This window comes from Sphingomonas sp. VDB2, from assembly GCF_047946695.1.
Taxonomy (GTDB): Bacteria; Pseudomonadota; Alphaproteobacteria; order Sphingomonadales; family Sphingomonadaceae; genus Sphingobium; species Sphingobium bisphenolicum.
Map to the genome: position 1 here is coordinate 1,101,459 of NZ_CP159615.1, position 16,527 is coordinate 1,117,985.

The window sequence follows — 16,527 nt, forward strand, 5'->3', positions numbered from 1 at the left end:
CTGGTTCGTAAATTGCGGCATGTGTCCCCGCGAAGGCGGGCACCCAGTTCAGACGGCGGGAATGGATTCCCGCCTTCGCGGGAACATATTCAGTTTGAGCCACAGGTTACGGCGCCACAAACCCGTCCTGATATTCGGTCTTGATCGCCTTGCGCATGGCGGCGTCGACCGGCAGCGGCACCTCATAGCTGCCTTCCGCATAGGGACCGGCATTATACGGGCCGACGACCACGGTGATGCTGTCGATCAGCTTGCCGTCCTTGGACGTCGGCACCAGTATCTGCTCCATCGGGTCGATGCATTTGGTGAATTCATCGTCGCCGCGCACTACCGGTTCACCGCGCTTTTCCGCGCGCTGCTTGTCGAGTGCGGCGCAGAAGGGCGCGCGGATCGCCGCTGCGAAAGCGGTTGGCGACGTCATTACCGCCTTGACGCTCGTCTCGCGCTTGCGCGCCTTGTCCCAGAGCAACGCCTCATAGCCGGTCATGCCGTGCGCGCCGCCGGTATAGACATAGCTTTCCGACTGGAGCGCCAGGAAGCGCGGCGTGTCGGCGGTGACGCGCCATCGGGTTTCCACGCTATGTGGCCGGAAGGGAAAGCCCGACTCCTTGGCGGCAGCACTGTCTTCCTTCGCCATGGCAAGCGCGTCGGCCTTGGACGATGCCCGTTCCTTCGCGAACTTCTCCACCAGAAAGGGCACCGCCGCGGCCTGCGCCGGATAGGCGTAGGAAAATTCCAGGAAAGCGTTTTTGTCCTTCTCGGCAAAAGGCTTGGCCGGAGGCGCAGGCGGCTCCGCACCGACCATATTCCCGACGATACGAGAAGCGGCTGCGTTGGCCGTGGCGTTGCCAGCGCCATTATCCTGCGCTGGCGTGCAGGCGGCGGCCAGCAAGGCCGCCGCCGGAATCAGTGCCCTGCCGCCCATGCCTCCTGCCCGCATCAATGCGCCTGCGCCGCGCGGCAACGTTCGCCAACCGCCTTGCGCGCATAGTCGCTGTCGAGCGCCCGCGCGGCGTTCGACCAGCCTTCGGCGATCAGCGCCTGCTGGACGGCATTGCTATTGTCGAATTTGCCTGTCTCGGCCAGCGTATAGGCGCGCGCCCTGGCAGCCTGAAGGCTGCGGTCATCACCATGAATCATCGTCCATCTCCTTATTGTCTATACCCCCGAATCTAGGCCTGCGCGGTTCACAGCGCAAATGAAGAAAGGGTCGAACGTGTCGGGTGCGCGATGAAAAAATTGCGCTTTCCATCCGCGATCCCTTTCCCTTACACCCGCGCAATGACCGATTTTTCCGACCTGCTCAAAGCCGACAACCAGCAACCCGCCCGATCGATCCAGCTTGTCGACGCCAAGGGCTATGACGCCTGGCTGGCGGCCCGGCCGGCGTCGATGCGCGCCATGATCGTGGCGCAGAAATTCAAAGGCCATGCGAACGACGTCGCGATCCTTCCGGGCGGGGGCGACGATGACTGGTCGGTGGTCGCCGGCGTCGCCAATAGCGATACGCTGGGATCATGGTGCCTCGCGCGGGCGGCCGAAAGCCTGCCCGAAGGCGTCTATCGGCTGGCGGAGGGATCGGCCGGGGCCGCGGCGCTGGGCTGGCTGACGGCGCAATATCGCTTCGACCGCTATCGCCGGGACGATCCGCCGGCCGGCGCCCGCATCCTGCTGACTGCGGATGTCGCCCGGATCGCGCCAACGGTGCAACTGGCGCAGGCCGTCGCGCTGGTCCGCGACCTGGTCAACACCCCCGCCGCCGATATGGGGCCGCCCGACCTGGAAGCCGCGGTGGAGAAAGTGGCCGTCGCCTTCAACGCGAGCGTAACGACCACACGCGGCGATGCGCTGGAGCAGGGCTATCCGATGATCCACGCGGTCGGCAAGGCCGCGGACAAGGGCTTCGCCCCGCGCCTGATCGAGCTGATGTGGGGGGATCCCGCCGCGCCGCGCATCGCGATCGTGGGCAAGGGCATCTGTTTCGACAGCGGCGGGCTGGATATCAAGCCGTCGTCGGGGATGCGTTTGATGAAGAAGGATATGGGCGGCGCGGCCCATGCGCTGGCGCTGGCGCAACTCATCATGGCGGCGCGACTGCCGGTGCGGCTGCATCTGCTGATCCCGGCGGCGGAAAATGCGATCGCGGGCAATGCCTTCCGCCCCGGCGACATATTGCGCAGTCGCAAGGGGTTGAGTGTCGAGATCGGCAATACCGATGCCGAAGGCCGGCTGGTGCTGGGCGATGCGCTGACCCGCGCGGGCGAGGACAAGCCGGAACTGATCGTCGACTTCGCGACCCTGACCGGCGCGGCGCGGGTGGCGGTCGGCCCCGACCTGCCCGCCTTGTTCGCCAATGACGATGCGCTGGCGGCCGATATGGCCATAGCCGGCGGCGACGTGGACGATCCGACCTGGCGGCTGCCGCTATGGGACGGCTATGCCGACATGCTGAAGTCCGATGTCGCGGACCTCAACAATGCGGGTGAAGGCGGCTTTGCCGGCGCGATCACCGCCGCACTCTTCCTCAAGCGCTTCGTCCCCGACGATACGCCCTGGCTGCATCTCGACACCTTCGCCTGGCGTCCCTCGCCGAAACCAGGCCGGCCCAAGGGCGGCGAGGCGCTGGGACTGCGCGCGGTTTTCCGCCTGTTGCAGCAGCGCTATGGGCGCAGCGGATAAAGGCTGCGATTGCGTCGCGTCCGTTACGCAACCGGATTGGGAATCGTGCGTTGAGGTGACATGAACGCGCTCTCCGCCACCGACATCGACCGCCCCGGGCTGCAACCGCTGGGCCAGTGGATGCGCACGCTCGTCGACTATGTCCGATCGGGCAAACCCGACCTCACCAACCGCCAGATGGCCCTGATGATGACCGTGTATATCGGTTCCGGCCCGCATACGGTGCGCGGCCTTGCCGAAGCGCTGCATGTGTCGAAGCCGGTCATCACCCGCGCGCTGAACAAGCTTTCGGCGCTCGGCTACCTCCGCCGGGAGCGCGATGTGGCGGACCGTCGCAATATTTTCATCACCCGGACGCCAAAAGGCGCGGAATTTCTTGACGCCTTTCACCATTTCATCGCAGGAACCGCGCGCGATGAACGGCACAATTACACCCCTGCGGAACGGACCGCCTGAACGAACCCGCTTCGAGCTTGACGGCCGTTCGGTAGCGCTTGACCGCCGCATCCATGCGGCGCGGGGCGATCTCGCCGATCTGGCGCTCGCCGGCGTCCTCTTTTCCGCCCATTATGCGCGCGCGGTGCCCCTCACCTGCGTCGCGCCCGGCGCCGGTATATTTTCGGCCGCTGCATCGACTTCGGAGGCCATCAGCGAGTTGCTGCGCGGCGAAATCTTCCATGCGCTCGACGTGATGACCGACTGGGCCTGGGGCTTTTGCGGCCACGACGGCTATGTCGGCTATATCCGCCGCGATGCGCTCGATGTGCTGGAAACACCCAGCCACCGCATCATCGTGAAAAGCGCCCCGCTGTTCAGCGCGCCGGACATCAAGTCGCCGATCGCCGACCATTGGCCGGGCGGCGCGTTGTTTTCCGGAGAGGTCCAGGGCGGCTTCGTCGCCTGCGCCGAGGGATTCATCCATGTGCGTCATGCCGAACCCGTCGAGGCGAAGCCGGCCGACTGGGTTGCCGTGGCCGAACGCTATCTGGGACAGCCCTATATATGGGGCGGACGCGGCCATCGCGGCATCGACTGTTCTGGCCTGGTGCAGGTCGCCCTGGGCCAGGCGGGGGTCAGCGTCCCGCGCGATACCGACCTGCAATGCGAAGGCATCGGTTCGCCGATCGACAGCGATGCAGCGCTCAAGCGCGGCGATCTGGTCTTCTTCCCCGGCCATGTCGGCATCATGACCGACGCCAGAACGCTGCTGCACGCCAATGCCCATTGGATGACCGTGGTGAAGGAGCCACTGGCGGACGTCGTCGCCCGACTGGCCGACGCGCACCCGCAGCCGATCATCGCCCGGCGGAGGATCAGCGTATGAGCATCAACGTCTTCATCGACGGCGGTCACGGCACCACCGGCATCGAGATCGCCGACCGGCTGGCGGGTCGCCCCGAATTGTCGCTGATCACCGTGCCGGAAGACAAGCGCAGGGATGCCGGCGCGCGCCGTGATGCGCTCAACGCCGCCGACATCGTCATCCTCTGCCTGCCCGACGACGCCGCGCGCGAAGCGGTATCGCTGATCGACAATGATCGCACCCGCGTCATCGACGCATCGACCGCGCATCGCGTGGCCGATGGCTGGACCTATGGCTTCCCCGAGCTGGAACCGCACCATCGCGAAGTGCTGGCCAACAGCCGCTTCGTCGCCAATCCCGGCTGCTGGCCGACAGGTTTCCTGGCGTTGGTCCGCCCGCTGGTGTTGACTGGCTTGCTCCCGGCCGACTGGCCGGTGACGGTATCAGGCGCATCGGGCTACTCTGGCGGTGGCAAGGCAATGATCGCGGATTATGAGGGCGCCGACGGCGCACCCAGCGCCTTCCGTCCCTATGGCCTGGCCCTGGGCCACAAGCATGTACCGGAAATGACCCGCTATTCGGGCCTGACCCACCCGCCGCTGTTCGCGCCCGCGGTGGCCAACGCCTATCGCGGCATGATCGTGGAAGTGCCGTTGCAGTTGCGGGCGATGCCGGGCGTGCCTGCGCTGGCCGACATCCATGCCGCTCTTGCCGCCGCTTATGCCGGGTCGCAAATCGTCAGCGTGGCATCGCTGGAGGACAGCCTGAGCATCGGCCAGGTGGCGTTGGAGCATGTCGGCGCGACCGACCGGCTGGCGCTCTTCGTCTGCGGCAGCGCCGACAGCGGGCAGGCCCGGCTGGTGGCGGCGCTCGACAATCTGGGCAAGGGCGCGGCCGGCGCGGCGGTGCAAAATCTCAACATCCTGGCAGGCCTGCCCGAAACCGCGGGCCTTCGGTTGTAACTGCGACCGTGGATTTTAGTGGATGGTGCCGAGCGGCTGGTCATAGGTCAGCAGCACGATGAGCCGCTCGATCTGGCGCCAGTGACAGAAATGAATATGGTTGCCCTGATCCAGGCTGCGGTCGGCGCGCGCCGCAGCTTCATAGCCGGCATTGTCGCCGAAAGCCGCCATCAGCTCGGTCGCATCCTCATAGCTCTTTCGGTTCGAAAGATATGGCAACTGCATTGCAACCCCCGATTATTCTTGGCGACCTTATTATGGCGACCACCATTCAATCGCCGTGCCATTTCAATGCTTTGACGCGAGCGGCCGGTTTGAAGGGTGAATCCCTCATTAGCGAAGTCCCGTTATGGACCATGAGTCCCGCAGCGGGACGATCCTTCCCGAAACGGGCCTTCCCGAAACGGGCCTTCCCGAAATGGAGCGGTGCCGACGCGCGGCCAAAGCCGCTAGCCTTGTCGCGCGGTCCATGGCAAGGGGCGGCCATGACCAAGGAGACGAAAAACCCGACCGGCGCTGGCGCAATCATCGCCTTCCTGATCCTGGCCGGCACCATCGGCGGCGGCCTGCTGGGCCAGCCTAGTATCGGCCTGCTGGCGGGCGCGGGCGCGGGCGTGGTGATCGCCATCCTGCTCTGGCTGCGCGAACGCCGCAAATAAGGCGCAAACGCCGCCTTGCCCGCCGCCCTGCCTCCGCATAGATGTGGGCGCATGAAGAAGCATATCATCGCCCTTGTCGTCATCGCGCTCCTGATCGCGGGCGGCGTTTTCCTCTACCTTGCCCAGGGCAATACCGCCGAACTCCCACCGGGCGCGGATACGGGTCGCGAGCCGGTGTTCACCACCCCGCGCAACGAGATGCTGCCGACGGTCAACATCGCCGAGGTCAAGCCGTGGCGCGGCGATGAAAAGCCCGTCGCCGCCAAGGGGCTGAGCGTGGCACGCTATGCCGATGGCCTGGCCCATCCACGCTCGCTGTTGCGGCTGCCCAATGGCGATGTGCTGGTGGCTGAAACCAACAGCCCGCCGCGGCCCAAGGGCGGGATCGTCAGCCGGGTGATGAGCTATCTGATGGACAAGGCGGGGGCCGGCGTGCCGTCGGCCAATCGCATCACGCTGCTGCGCGACGTCGATGGCGACGGGCGGGCGGAAACCAAGACCGCTTTCCTGACGGGCCTCAATTCCCCCTATGGCATGGCGCTGATCGGCGACACGCTCTACGTCGCGAACACGGACGCGTTGCTGGCCTTCCCTTACAAGGCAGGCGATATCAGGATCACCGCCAAGGGTCGCAAGATCATAGACCTGCCTGCGCAGGCGCCCAACCAGCATTGGACCAAAAGCCTGACAGCCAGCCCCGAAGGGTTGCTCTATGTCGGTGTCGGCTCCAACAGCAATATCGCCGACAATGGGCTGGAGGTAGAGAAGGGGCGCGCCCTCGTCCTCGAAGTCAATCCAAGGACCGGCTATAAGCGCATCTTCGCATCGGGCCTGCGCAATCCGGTGGGCCTCGCCATCGAACCCAAGAGCGGCGCGCTGTGGGGCGTGGTCAACGAGCGCGACATGCTGGGCGGCGATCTGGTGCCCGACTATCTGACGCGGGTGGAGTTCGGCGCCTTCTACGGCTGGCCCTGGAATTACTGGGGCGGTTATGAGGATCGCCGCGTCCAGCCGCAGCGCCCAGAAATCCGGGAATATACCCACCGGCCCGACTATGCGCTGGGCAACCATGTCGCGCCGCTGGGCCTGACCTTCGCCGACAAGCTGCAACTGGGCGCGCCCTACACCGACGGGGCGATCGTTGGCCTGCACGGCAGTTGGAACCGCAAGCCCGCGGCGGGCTACAAAGTGGTCTATGTCGGCTTTAACGATGGCGAGGCGGGCAAGGCCAAGCCTGTAGACCTGCTGACCGGCTTCCTCGACAAGAATGGCGCTGCGCATGGCCGGCCGGTCGACGTCACCGCCGACGCCAAGGGCGCGCTGCTGGTCAGTGACGATGTCGGCGGCGTGGTCTGGCGGGTGACGAAGGCGCAGTGATGGCAATCATCCGTTCGCTTCGAGCGAACGGATGATTGCTTTACACGCTCAACCCGTTGCGCCCGGCCAGTTCGACCACATACTGCCAGGCGACACGGCCCGACCGGCTGCCGCGCTGGGTCGCCCACTGGATCGCCTCCAGCGGGTCGAACGTCAGGCCCAGCTTGTTCGCATAGCCGCCGACGATCGCGACATAGGCGTCCTGATCGAGCGCATGGAAACCGAGGCTGAGGCCGAAGCGGTCGGACAGCGCCATCTTGTCGTCCACGACATCGCGCGGATTGATGGGATCGTCCTGTTCCGACAGGTGCCGCGGCACGATATGGCGGCGGTTGGACGTCACATAGAGGCGGACATTGGCGGGCCGCGCCGCCGTCCCCCCCTGCAACAGCGATCGCAACGCCCGCGCATCGCCGACGCCCTGCTCCTCGAATCCCAGATCGTCGAGGAACAGGATGAAGGGCCGCTGCGTGGCGCGCAACAGCGAGAAGAGCGCGGGCAGGCTCGCCAGTTCATCGATCGCGCATTGCATCAGGGCGATATCCTGCCCCTCCTGCTGCAACAGCCCGACGACGGACGCGACCGCGGCCGACTTGCCCGTACCCCGCGCGCCCCATAGCAGCACGTCATGCGCGGCATGGCCGGCGGCATGACGGCGGCTATTGTCCAGCAACGCTCCCTTCTGCGCGTCGATCCCGGTCAGCAACGCATAATCCACCGGCGCGAACGCCTCCACCCCATGGATCGCCCTCCCGTCCCAGACATAGGCGGGAGAAGCGTTCAGATCGGCCGAGGAAGGGGGCGGCGGCGCGAGCCGTTCCAGCGCTTGCGCGATGCGGGTGAGAAGAGCGTCAGTCATGGCGGGGACTTAACCGCCGATCCACGACGCCGCAAGCGTCCGCGCGATTGGTTCGCGCCTGTCGCCACCAGGTCGCGACCATGTCATTTCCCTGACGCAATGGCCTTTTACTTGCCCAAGGCGGGGTCTATATCGCAGGGGTCGTGACTATCGCTCATCCATCATTTTCGACCAGATCCTGCCGCTATGGCACCGAAGCCCTGCGCGAGGCGGCCTTGCTGATCCGTGCGGGGGAGCCGGTGGCAGTGCCGACCGAGACGGTCTACGGCCTGGCCGCCGACGCCACCGACAGCAATGCCGTCGCCGCAATCTACAGCGCCAAGGGACGGCCCAGCTTCAATCCGCTGATCGTTCATGTCGCCGATCGCGCCATGGCGGAGCGGCTGGCCGATTTTTCGCCCGTCGCCAGCGTTCTGGCCGACCGCTTCTGGCCGGGGCCGCTGACTCTGGTGTTGCCGGTACGCAGCGACAGCGGCCTGTCGCCGCTGGTGACAGCGGGGCTGCCGACGGTCGCGCTGCGCCTGCCCGCTCATCCGGCGATGCGCGCGTTGATCCGCGAAAGCGGCTGTCCCCTCGCCGCGCCTTCCGCCAATCGCAGCGGTTCGATCAGCCCGACCTGCGCCGAACATGTGCTCGCCAGCCTGGGTGGCAAGATCCGGATGATATTGGACGAAGGGCCGACGAGCGAGGGGCTGGAATCCACCATCGTCGCGCCCGCAGAGGATCGCGTCCGCCTGCTACGCCCCGGCCCTGTCACGACCGCGATGCTGGAAGAGGCGACCGGACTGCCGGTGATCGTGACCGATGACGGCAAGATCGAGGCGCCCGGCCAGCTCGAAAGCCATTATGCGCCGTCCAAGCCGGTACGCTTGAACGCACTCCGGGCGGAAAAGGACGAATATCTGATCGGCTTCGGGCTGATGCCCTGCCATATCAACCTCAGTCAGGAGGCGGACATGCGCGAGGCTGCGGCCCATCTGTTCGCCGCGCTGCATTTCGCCGATGCCAGCGCCGCGACCCGAATCGCCGTGGCGCCGATCCCGCCCGACGGCATCGGCGCGGCTATCAACGACCGACTGCGCCGCGCCGCGGCGTGATCCACCGCCTAGCTGGTCGCGTCTGGTAACGCCATTTTGGGCCACTTCCCCGCCCGCTACACATATCCACCGCCCTGTTTCACACGGCAGCAATCCGCGTTCATTCCAGTCAACCGCAATTGTCGTAGCCGGCCTCGCGGCACTGTTTGCGCCGTTCCTGGTCCGCTTTCTTGCGCTCCTTGCCCTCGCGCGCTTCCTGCTTGCGCATCTTGCGGCCATAATTGCGGTCGGCTTCGCTCTGGCTGGTTGTCGACCAGTCCACGACCTGCGCTCCCGCGCGCACAGGCGCCGTCACGACGCTCGCGACCGTGCGCACGCACCCCGGCAGCGCCAACAGCAAAAAGGGCGTCGCCAGCAAAACCAACTTCTTCATCGTCCATCCCCGACTGTGCGTTCGCGCTTCCCTAGCATAGGCGACAGGAACCGCCCACCAAGGACGGCGCGAAACGCGACGGGCCGTGGCGAATGATCAGCCATCGATCCGGGCGGCGAAGCCCTTGCGCAGCTTGGCGAGCTTGGGTGGGATCACCGCCATGCAATAGGGGTTCCGGTCGCCGACCCGGTCCCAATATTTCTGGTGATAATCCTCGGCCGGATACCAGGGCGCGTCCGGTTCGATCGTGGTGACGATCGGGTCGCTCTGGTCCGCCTGCGCCCGGTCTATGCCCGCACGCGCTTCCGTGTCCTGGCTGGCCGAATGGGGAAAGATGGCCGACCGATATTGGGTGCCGACATCATTGCCCTGACGGTTCAAGGTCGTGGGATTATGGGTGGCGAAAAAAATGTCGAGCAGATCGGCATAGCTGATGACGGCGGGGTCATAGGTGATGCGGATCGCCTCGGCATGGCCGGTCGCGCCCGAACAGACCTGTTCATAGGTGGGATCGGGCTGCGCCCCGCCGATATAGCCGCTTTCCACGCTCTCCACGCCCTTGAGATTCTGATAGACCGCTTCGGTACACCAGAAGCAGCCACCGGCCAGCGTCGCGATTTCCTGCGCCATGTTCATTCCTTATCTGTGGTCGCCCCTCAGATAGGAAGGATCAGGCCGCGGTTCCAGCCTCCGTCCGTGCCGCATCCGCCTTGGCCCGCTCTTCGGCCACCAGTTCCTTGCGCGACAGCTTGCCGACCAGCGTCTTGGGCAGGTTCAAGCGCACCTCTACCTCGCACACCCGCTCATGCTTGCCCAGTTGGGGGTTGAGCCAGTCCTTGAGCGCCGCGCCGTCGATCTCCGCGCCTTCGTTCAGGGTTACGAACGCCTTGGGCTGCTCGCCGCGATAATGGTCGGGGATGCCGATCACCAGCGCCTCCTTGACCGCGGGATGGTGGTAGAGAACCGATTCCACCTGACTGGGAAACACCTTGAAGCCACCGACCGCGATCATGTCCTTGAGCCGGTCCACGATCTTCACATAGCCGTCCTCGTCGATCAGGCCGACATCCCCGGTGCGGACATATTCGCCGACAAACACTTCGGCATCGGCGTCGGGCCGGTTCCAATAGCCCTTCATGATCTGCGGCCCGGCGAAAAGCAGTTCGCCCGGCTCGCCTTCGGGCGGCGGGCGGGTCGGGTCTTCGCGATCGACCAGCTTGACCCGCGTCCCCGGCACCGGCTGGCCTACCGTCCCGCTCTTGTTCAGCCCCTCATAGGGATTGGTGCAGACGATCGGGCTGGTTTCGGTCAGACCATAGCCTTCGATCAGACGCGCGCCGGTCGCTGCCTCGAATTTCTGCTTCAGTTCCAGCGCCAGCGGCGCGCCGCCCGAAATGCAGGCGCGCAGCGAGGAGAAATCGATATTGCGGATGGCGGGATGGTCCAGCAGCGCCTGGAACATGGTCGGCACGCCGGGCAGCGACGTCGCCTTGACCCGCTGCACCGCCGCCAGCACCTGCGCCGCGTCGAAGCGCGGCAGCATGACCATCTCGCCGCCATTCACCACCGTCCGGTTGAGCGTGCAGGTATTGGCGAAGACATGGAAGAAGGGCAGCACCGCGATGATCCGGTCCGGCTCGTTCGCATGCGGATCGATCGCCTGCGCCTGCCGCGCATTGGCGGTGAGGTTCTGGTGGGTGAGCATCGCGCCCTTGGGCGTACCGGTCGTCCCGCCGGTATATTGCAACAGCGCCACGTCATTGACCGGGTCGATTTCCGGCACGGTGCAGCCACCCGCATTGGCGATCAACTGGTCATAGCGCATCACCCGCGGATCGTGCGGCAAGGGCGTGGACTCGCTGGCCTTGAACCAGCGGAACAGCAGCGACTTGACCGGCGACAGCATCTCCGCGACCGAACCGACGACCAGCGTTTCCAGTTCGCTATGCTCCAACACCTCCAGCGCGGTGGGCAACAACGCCTTGGCCGACAGGGTGAAAAGGATTTTCGTGCCGCTATCCGCAACCTGATGCTCCAGTTCGGCGGCGGTATAGAGAGGGGAGAAGTTGACGACGATCGCGCCGGCCATCAGCGCGCCATAATAGGCCGCGACATAATGCGGGGTGTTGGGCAGATAGAGGCCGACCCGGTCTCCCTTCTTCACGCCCATGCCCTGCAAGCCACAGGCGATGCGGCGAATCTGTTCCAGCATCGCGCCATAGCTGAAATGCCGCCCCATGAAGTCGATCATCGGGGCATCGGGATGCGCCTTAACGCTATGAGTCACCATCTCGCCCATCGACAGCGGTGGGAATGTCTGGTCCCAGGCCGTCGGGTGCTGGTACCGCTCTCTCCAGGTTTTTTCCATGCTCTCCATGGCTTGAAGTGTATGGACATGTCCCGCTTTACGCAAGCGTCAAGCACAGCAAAAAGGGCCGCGCAGCATCAGCCGCGCGACCCCGAAAAATGCTGCGTCGCAGCGACTTAACCCAAGTCGCCGATGACGCTACGGCATCACACCTCGCCCTTGTTGCTGCTGAACGGATCGAGGATGGTGGCCGTGCTGGAAATCAGGTCGGCCTCGGTCTTCAACGCCTCTTCGGCACGGCGAACAGTCTCCTGCCGCTCGCGACGCAATTCCTCGATCAGCGCTTCGCGATCGCCGTCCAGGCGCGAATCGGTGGGCGCCTCGATACCCGCCTTCTTGGCCGCCTTGGCAACCAGCCCGTCCAGCTCGCGCTGCGAACACAGGCCCAGCGTCACAGGATCTTTGGGGGTGATGTTGGAGATATTCCAGTGGGTGCGATCGCGGATCGCGGCGATAGTGGTGCGCGTGGTGCCGATCAACTTGCCGATCGCGCCGTCCGAAATCTCCGGATGATGACGCAGTATCCAGGCGATGCCGTCCGGCTTGTCCTGACGCTTGCTGACGGGCGTGTAGCGCGGCCCCTTGGTGCGGCGGACAGGCTCCGGCCCTTTCAGCATCTTGAGCCGATAGTCGGGATTGTTCTCGCCCTTGTGGATTTCTTCCATGGTGATTTCATGGGCGCGTACCGGATCGCGGCCGGTATATTTGATGCTGGCGGTGTCGTCGGCGATAGCCTGCACTTCCAGAATATGAAGCCCACAGAATTCCGCGATCTGGTCGAAGCTCAGAGCGCTATTGTCGACCAGCCAGCTGGCGGTCGCGTGAGGCATGAGGGGCTGGGACACGGGGTCTTCTCCGGCGTAAAAACGATAAGGGCCGCCCAAGCAGGGCGGCCACGACGGATCAGAGATAGAACATCCCGCTGCGTGCGGCAACAGAATCCTTGGGAAAAGCATCGCCCCCCGGGAATAGCGTCAGGCGGCGCTTTCGATCAGTGTCGCCGGGATCGCGTGCAGGCCCTCCAGAAACTCGCGCGCGCTGCGCTCCCAACTGAAGCTCTGTCCATAAGCGGCGCAGGCGGCGCGATCGCACGACAATGCGGCGGCGATCGCCTGCCCCAGATCTTCCGACAACGCTCCGCTGTCCGCCGTCACGATATCGATTGGCCCGGTGACCGGATAGGCCGCAACCGGCGTGCCGCAGGCCAGCGCTTCGATCATCACCAGCCCGAACGTATCGGTGCGGCTGGGAAAGACGAACACGTCCGCCCCGGCATAGGCGCCCGCCAGCGCCGCGCCGAACATCGGCCCCAGGAAGCGGGCCTGCGGATAGGCACGCTCCAGCGTCGCGCGCACCGGCCCATCGCCGACAACGACCTTGGTGCCGGCATGATCCGTGGCGAGGAACGCCTCCAGATTCTTCTCCACCGCGACCCGCCCGACATAGAGCATGATCGGACGCGGCAGATTCGCGAACGCGTCGGGCGGCGGTGCATCGGGGGTGAAGGCGGCCAGATCGACCCCCCGACCCCATGGCCGCACATTGGGCACGCCATGGGCGCGCAACTGGTCGCGCACAGATCGGGTAGACACCAGCACTGCCTGCGCCGGCCCATGGAACCAGCGGATATACCGCCAGAACCAGGCCGCAGGCAGGCCGGTGCGCTGTGCGACATAGTCGGGAAAATGGGTGTGGTAGGCGGTGGTGAACGGCACGCCGCTGCGCAGGCACCAGCGCCGCGCCGCCAGGCAGAGCGGCCCTTCGGTCGCCAGATGCACCGCATCGGGCTGGAACGCGGCGATCGCCTGCCCCACCACGGTCGACCGGACCAGCGCCAGCCGGATTTCGGGATAGGTCGGGCAGGGAATGGAGCCATAGAGATCGGGCGAAATGACCTCGACCACATGCCCCATCCGCTCCAGTTCGGCGCGGATCGTCTGGAGCGTGCGCACCACGCCATTGACCTGCGGACTCCAGGCATCGGTGACGATCGCTATGCGCATGGGGATCATTCCTTATTCACCTACGGCCGTTCGTGTCGAGCGCAGTCGAGAAACGGTTAGCGCATCCCTTGCGATGCTCGACTTGGTACGAAGCAGTCAGCCATCATATCAGGCCGCCATCCGCGCCCGCGCGTCCTGTTCTTCCTGCTCGCGCCTGGCGATCTCGTCGGCCCAGTGCAGCACTTCCATCCGCCCGTCGCCATGTTCCACCAGCGCCGTGCAACCCTCGACCCAGTCGCCGTCATTATAATAGTCGATGCCCTCTATCTCGCGCATCTCGGCATTGTGGATATGACCGCACACCACGCCATCGACTCCGCGCGCGCCCGCCTCATGCGCCACCACTTCCTCGAACCGGGAAATGAAGGACACGGCGTTCTTGACCTTGTGCTTGGCCATCTTGCTGAGCGACCAATAGGGCAACCCCATGCGCTGGCGCACGGCATTGACCACGACATTGAGCCGCATCAGCGTCGTGTAGGCCGCGTCGCCGACGAAGGCCAACCAGCGATGCGCCAGCATGATCGTGTCGAACTCGTCGCCATGCAACACCAGCAGCTTGCGCCCGTCCGCGGTCGTGTGGATCGCCTTGCGCCGGATTTCGACGCCGCCAAAGCTCATGCCGGTGAACTGGCGGAACATCTCGTCATGATTGCCGGGGATGTAGACGACCCGCGTGCCGCGCTTGGCGCGCTTCATCAGGCGCCAGACCACGTCATTATGGCTGGCCGGCCAGTAGAAGCGCTTCTTGAGGCGCCATCCGTCGATGATGTCGCCCACCAGATAGATGGTGTCGCTGTCCACAGTGTCGAGGAAGTCGATCAGCATCGCGGCATTGCAGCCGCGCGTGCCGAGGTGAATGTCGGAAATCCAGATGGTGCGATAGCGGCGCCGCTGCCCTTCCCGCTCAGGGATATGGAAACGGTCGTCCGCGCCCTCTTCCAACTCGCTCAGGAAGGGCAGGCGGGTAATGGCGTTCATGATACGATCCCCAAAGACCAATGTCCTTGGGAGCGAATCCTTAAGCGCGCAATGTTACAGTTCCGAAGAGAATATGACGGAAATGCTACGGTTTGCGGGGGTTGACCGGAGGAGCGCGCCTCATTTCATTCGTCATGCTGAACTTGTTTCAGCATCCATCGCGCGGCACCAACCTTCCCTCGATTTGGCAAAATGGACCCTGAGCCGAAGGCCAGCGCAGCTAAACAAGTTCAGGGTGACGTTTCCCTTTTATCATCCGCAGCATTAGGACGTCGGCTCACGACTTTTGGCTCATCGGGATCAACATATCCCTTACACTCGCAGGCGGTGCACCACATTTCACCGTCACCATCCCAGTGATAACCGATGAGATGTCCGCAACGCTTACAGCCTTCGGGTTCGCTAATGACCCCCATCAAACCACCAGCACGATCTTCCCGAAATGCTCGCCCGCATCCATCCGCGCATGGGCCTTGGCCGCATCCGCCAGCGCGAACTTCCGGTCCATCGCCGGGCGCAGCTTCCCCTCGCCCACGAAAGACCACACCGTCCGCATCAGTTCGTCCGCGACCAGACTCTTGAAACCCACCGACCGCGCCCGCAGCGTCGATCCGGTGATGGTCAGCCGCTTACTCATGATCGCCGGGATGAAAATCTCCGCCTTCGCCCCGCCCAGCACCGCGATCGACACATGCCGTCCATCCTCGGCCAGACAAGCCAGGTTGCGCGGCACATAATCGCCGCCGACCATGTCGAGCACCGCCTGCACCCCCTGCCCGCCGGTGATCGCCTTCACTTCCTCGACATAGTCCTGCGTCTTGTAATTGACCGCATGGTTCGCGCCCCATTCCAGCGCCTGCGCGCACTTCTCTTCCGACCCACAGGTCACGATCACGCGCACGTCGAACAGGTTGCACAGCCGGATCGCCATGGTGCCGATGCCGCTGGTCCCGCCATGGACCAGTACCGTGTCGCCGCCCACCGCATAGGCGCGCTCGAACAAGTTGGTCCACACGGTGAACAGGGTTTCGGGCAGCGCCGCCGCCTCGGCCAGATCATAGTCGTCGGGCAGCGGCAGGCATTGCCCCGCCGGCGCCACCGCATATTCGGCATAGCCTCCACCTGCCAGCAACGCGCACACCTTCTGCCCCACCAGCTTATCCGCGCCGCTGCCGGCCGACACGATGGTCCCGGCCACTTCCAGTCCCGGAATGTCGGAAGCGCCCGGCGGCGGCGGATATTTGCCCTGCCGCTGCAACACGTCGGGCCGATTGACGCCCGCGGCCGCAACCTTGATCAGTACCTCGCCTTCGCCCGGCACGGGCACCGGCCGCCGTTCCGGCACCAGCGCTTCCGGCCCGCCCGGCGTGACGATCGCGATCGCCGTCATCTCGCCCGGTACTGCGCCCACATCCGCCATGTTACTGCCCCCGGTCGTTAACCATGTTGCGCCGCACCAAAAATCGACGGACGGAACCTGCGCCCTTATTGACAGAGTGGCCCGCAGGGTCAACATTGGCGTCATGGACTTGGATGACGATCTGCCGAACAAGGGAGATGATCCGCTGGCCCGCCTGTTGAGGCAGGATCTGGGGCCTTTGTCCGTTGCCGAACTGGACGCCCGCATCGTCGCTCTGGAAACGGAAATCGCGCGCACCAGATCGATAAAGGAAAACGCCGTTAACCATAAGGCAAGTGCCGAGGCGTTATTCAGGCGATGAACCCGCGCCTTGCCCCCTGCGCCCTTAAGGGCACCATAGGGCTTGGGCAGTCAGGCAATTCCGCTGGTCGGGGCTGCGGCCTTGATCCCGCGTCGAGCAATGCCGACATATGGTTCAACACTACCCCTTTTTGGGGCCAGGAGTA

At 64.9% G+C, this 16,527-nt stretch carries 19 protein-coding genes; 8 read left to right on the top strand and 11 right to left on the bottom strand.

Going from position 1 to position 16,527, the window contains the following annotated elements:
• Positions 1-106 precede the first annotated feature (106 nt).
• Positions 107-940: a DUF4163 domain-containing protein gene (locus ABT375_RS05435; protein ID WP_416464373.1), complete on the bottom strand. Its 834-nt coding sequence runs from the start codon at positions 938-940 to the stop codon at positions 107-109.
• Positions 940-1,140: a hypothetical protein gene (locus ABT375_RS05440; RefSeq protein ID WP_224545789.1), complete on the bottom strand. Its 201-nt coding sequence runs from the start codon at positions 1,138-1,140 to the stop codon at positions 940-942. Before ABT375_RS05440 ends, ABT375_RS05435 begins: the two co-directional genes overlap by 1 nt.
• 141 nt (positions 1,141-1,281) lie before the next feature.
• Here ABT375_RS05440 and ABT375_RS05445 point away from each other — a divergent pair, with 141 nt between their 5' ends.
• The 4 genes from ABT375_RS05445 to argC are packed head-to-tail and all read left to right on the top strand — an operon-like array spanning position 1,282 to position 4,944.
• The gene (locus ABT375_RS05445) at positions 1,282-2,679 is read left to right on the top strand and encodes a leucyl aminopeptidase family protein (protein ID WP_416464374.1); all 1,398 of its coding nucleotides are present in this window, start codon (positions 1,282-1,284) and stop codon (positions 2,677-2,679) included.
• Positions 2,680-2,739: 60 nt separating this feature from the next.
• Positions 2,740-3,135 (top strand): MarR family transcriptional regulator, encoded by a 396-nt coding sequence (locus tag ABT375_RS05450; RefSeq protein WP_224545785.1) that lies wholly within the window; start codon positions 2,740-2,742, stop codon positions 3,133-3,135.
• Complete coding sequence (locus ABT375_RS05455; RefSeq protein WP_416464375.1) at positions 3,095-4,003, top strand: C40 family peptidase; 909 nt, start codon at positions 3,095-3,097, stop codon at positions 4,001-4,003. The genes ABT375_RS05450 and ABT375_RS05455 overlap by 41 nt, the downstream gene beginning before the upstream one ends.
• Positions 4,000-4,944 (top strand): N-acetyl-gamma-glutamyl-phosphate reductase, encoded by a 945-nt coding sequence (gene argC, locus ABT375_RS05460; protein ID WP_261934369.1) that lies wholly within the window; start codon positions 4,000-4,002, stop codon positions 4,942-4,944. The genes ABT375_RS05455 and argC overlap by 4 nt, the downstream gene beginning before the upstream one ends.
• Before the next feature lie 15 nt (positions 4,945-4,959).
• Here argC and ABT375_RS05465 read toward each other — a convergent pair whose 3' ends face one another.
• Positions 4,960-5,169 (bottom strand): hypothetical protein, encoded by a 210-nt coding sequence (locus ABT375_RS05465; RefSeq protein WP_224545780.1) that lies wholly within the window; start codon positions 5,167-5,169, stop codon positions 4,960-4,962.
• Positions 5,170-5,429: 260 nt separating this feature from the next.
• Here ABT375_RS05465 and ABT375_RS05470 point away from each other — a divergent pair, with 260 nt between their 5' ends.
• Positions 5,430-5,603 carry a hypothetical protein gene (locus tag ABT375_RS05470; protein ID WP_224545778.1) on the top strand — a complete coding sequence of 58 codons (174 nt, stop codon included), beginning with the start codon at positions 5,430-5,432 and terminating at the stop codon, positions 5,601-5,603.
• A gap of 51 nt (positions 5,604-5,654) precedes the next feature.
• Positions 5,655-6,980: a PQQ-dependent sugar dehydrogenase gene (locus ABT375_RS05475; RefSeq protein ID WP_416464376.1), complete on the top strand. Its 1,326-nt coding sequence runs from the start codon at positions 5,655-5,657 to the stop codon at positions 6,978-6,980.
• Positions 6,981-7,020: 40 nt separating this feature from the next.
• On the opposite strand, the gene ABT375_RS05480 is transcribed toward ABT375_RS05475, so the two are convergent.
• Complete coding sequence (locus ABT375_RS05480) at positions 7,021-7,839, bottom strand: ATP-binding protein (protein ID WP_416464377.1); 819 nt, start codon at positions 7,837-7,839, stop codon at positions 7,021-7,023.
• Positions 7,840-7,982: 143 nt separating this feature from the next.
• Here ABT375_RS05480 and ABT375_RS05485 point away from each other — a divergent pair, with 143 nt between their 5' ends.
• Positions 7,983-8,936 (top strand): L-threonylcarbamoyladenylate synthase, encoded by a 954-nt coding sequence (locus ABT375_RS05485; RefSeq protein WP_416464378.1) that lies wholly within the window; start codon positions 7,983-7,985, stop codon positions 8,934-8,936.
• A 109-nt stretch (positions 8,937-9,045) separates the two neighbouring features.
• On the opposite strand, the gene ABT375_RS05490 is transcribed toward ABT375_RS05485, so the two are convergent.
• From ABT375_RS05490 to ABT375_RS05520, 7 genes are all read right to left on the bottom strand, one after another.
• Positions 9,046-9,309: a hypothetical protein gene (locus tag ABT375_RS05490; protein WP_224545770.1), complete on the bottom strand. Its 264-nt coding sequence runs from the start codon at positions 9,307-9,309 to the stop codon at positions 9,046-9,048.
• 96 nt (positions 9,310-9,405) lie between these two features.
• Positions 9,406-9,939, bottom strand: coding sequence for a peptide-methionine (S)-S-oxide reductase MsrA (gene msrA / locus ABT375_RS05495; RefSeq protein WP_416464379.1), 534 nt, complete (start codon positions 9,937-9,939; stop codon positions 9,406-9,408).
• 40 nt (positions 9,940-9,979) lie between these two features.
• Positions 9,980-11,686: a long-chain-fatty-acid--CoA ligase gene (locus tag ABT375_RS05500; protein WP_416464380.1), complete on the bottom strand. Its 1,707-nt coding sequence runs from the start codon at positions 11,684-11,686 to the stop codon at positions 9,980-9,982.
• Between the two features lie 137 nt (positions 11,687-11,823).
• Positions 11,824-12,507: a DUF1013 domain-containing protein gene (locus ABT375_RS05505; RefSeq protein ID WP_224546264.1), complete on the bottom strand. Its 684-nt coding sequence runs from the start codon at positions 12,505-12,507 to the stop codon at positions 11,824-11,826.
• A gap of 144 nt (positions 12,508-12,651) precedes the next feature.
• Positions 12,652-13,680, bottom strand: a complete 1,029-nt coding sequence (locus ABT375_RS05510) for a glycosyltransferase family 4 protein (protein WP_416464381.1) — start codon at positions 13,678-13,680, stop codon at positions 12,652-12,654.
• 108 nt (positions 13,681-13,788) lie between these two features.
• Positions 13,789-14,661 carry a UDP-2,3-diacylglucosamine diphosphatase gene (locus ABT375_RS05515; RefSeq protein WP_261934363.1) on the bottom strand — a complete coding sequence of 291 codons (873 nt, stop codon included), beginning with the start codon at positions 14,659-14,661 and terminating at the stop codon, positions 13,789-13,791.
• Between the two features lie 415 nt (positions 14,662-15,076).
• On the bottom strand, positions 15,077-16,081 hold the full coding sequence (locus ABT375_RS05520) for an NAD(P)H-quinone oxidoreductase (protein WP_416464382.1): 1,005 nt from the start codon (positions 16,079-16,081) through the stop codon (positions 15,077-15,079).
• Between the two features lie 103 nt (positions 16,082-16,184).
• Between ABT375_RS05520 and ABT375_RS05525 the strand changes: the two genes are divergently transcribed.
• Positions 16,185-16,382: a DUF1192 domain-containing protein gene (locus ABT375_RS05525; RefSeq protein ID WP_261934361.1), complete on the top strand. Its 198-nt coding sequence runs from the start codon at positions 16,185-16,187 to the stop codon at positions 16,380-16,382.
• The last annotated feature ends 145 nt before the right edge of the window (positions 16,383-16,527 follow it).

Excerpts from the sequence above, each read along its gene's own strand:
- ABT375_RS05435 (WP_416464373.1), bottom strand. The coding sequence starts at position 940 with ATGCGGGCAGGAGGCATGGGCGGCAGGGCACTGATTCCGGCGGCGGCC.
- ABT375_RS05440 (WP_224545789.1), bottom strand. The coding sequence starts at position 1,140 with ATGATTCATGGTGATGACCGCAGCCTTCAGGCTGCCAGGGCGCGCGCC.
- ABT375_RS05445 (WP_416464374.1), top strand. The coding sequence starts at position 1,282 with ATGACCGATTTTTCCGACCTGCTCAAAGCCGACAACCAGCAACCCGCC.
- ABT375_RS05450 (WP_224545785.1), top strand. The coding sequence starts at position 2,740 with ATGAACGCGCTCTCCGCCACCGACATCGACCGCCCCGGGCTGCAACCG.
- ABT375_RS05455 (WP_416464375.1), top strand. The coding sequence starts at position 3,095 with ATGAACGGCACAATTACACCCCTGCGGAACGGACCGCCTGAACGAACC.
- argC (WP_261934369.1), top strand. The coding sequence starts at position 4,000 with ATGAGCATCAACGTCTTCATCGACGGCGGTCACGGCACCACCGGCATC.
- ABT375_RS05465 (WP_224545780.1), bottom strand. The coding sequence starts at position 5,169 with ATGCAGTTGCCATATCTTTCGAACCGAAAGAGCTATGAGGATGCGACC.
- ABT375_RS05470 (WP_224545778.1), top strand. The coding sequence starts at position 5,430 with ATGACCAAGGAGACGAAAAACCCGACCGGCGCTGGCGCAATCATCGCC.
- ABT375_RS05475 (WP_416464376.1), top strand. The coding sequence starts at position 5,655 with ATGAAGAAGCATATCATCGCCCTTGTCGTCATCGCGCTCCTGATCGCG.
- ABT375_RS05480 (WP_416464377.1), bottom strand. The coding sequence starts at position 7,839 with ATGACTGACGCTCTTCTCACCCGCATCGCGCAAGCGCTGGAACGGCTC.
- ABT375_RS05490 (WP_224545770.1), bottom strand. The coding sequence starts at position 9,309 with ATGAAGAAGTTGGTTTTGCTGGCGACGCCCTTTTTGCTGTTGGCGCTG.
- msrA (WP_416464379.1), bottom strand. The coding sequence starts at position 9,939 with ATGGCGCAGGAAATCGCGACGCTGGCCGGTGGCTGCTTCTGGTGTACC.
- ABT375_RS05500 (WP_416464380.1), bottom strand. The coding sequence starts at position 11,686 with ATGGAGAGCATGGAAAAAACCTGGAGAGAGCGGTACCAGCACCCGACG.
- ABT375_RS05505 (WP_224546264.1), bottom strand. The coding sequence starts at position 12,507 with ATGCCTCACGCGACCGCCAGCTGGCTGGTCGACAATAGCGCTCTGAGC.
- ABT375_RS05510 (WP_416464381.1), bottom strand. The coding sequence starts at position 13,680 with ATGCGCATAGCGATCGTCACCGATGCCTGGAGTCCGCAGGTCAATGGC.
- ABT375_RS05515 (WP_261934363.1), bottom strand. The coding sequence starts at position 14,661 with ATGAACGCCATTACCCGCCTGCCCTTCCTGAGCGAGTTGGAAGAGGGC.
- ABT375_RS05520 (WP_416464382.1), bottom strand. The coding sequence starts at position 16,081 with ATGGCGGATGTGGGCGCAGTACCGGGCGAGATGACGGCGATCGCGATC.
- ABT375_RS05525 (WP_261934361.1), top strand. The coding sequence starts at position 16,185 with ATGGACTTGGATGACGATCTGCCGAACAAGGGAGATGATCCGCTGGCC.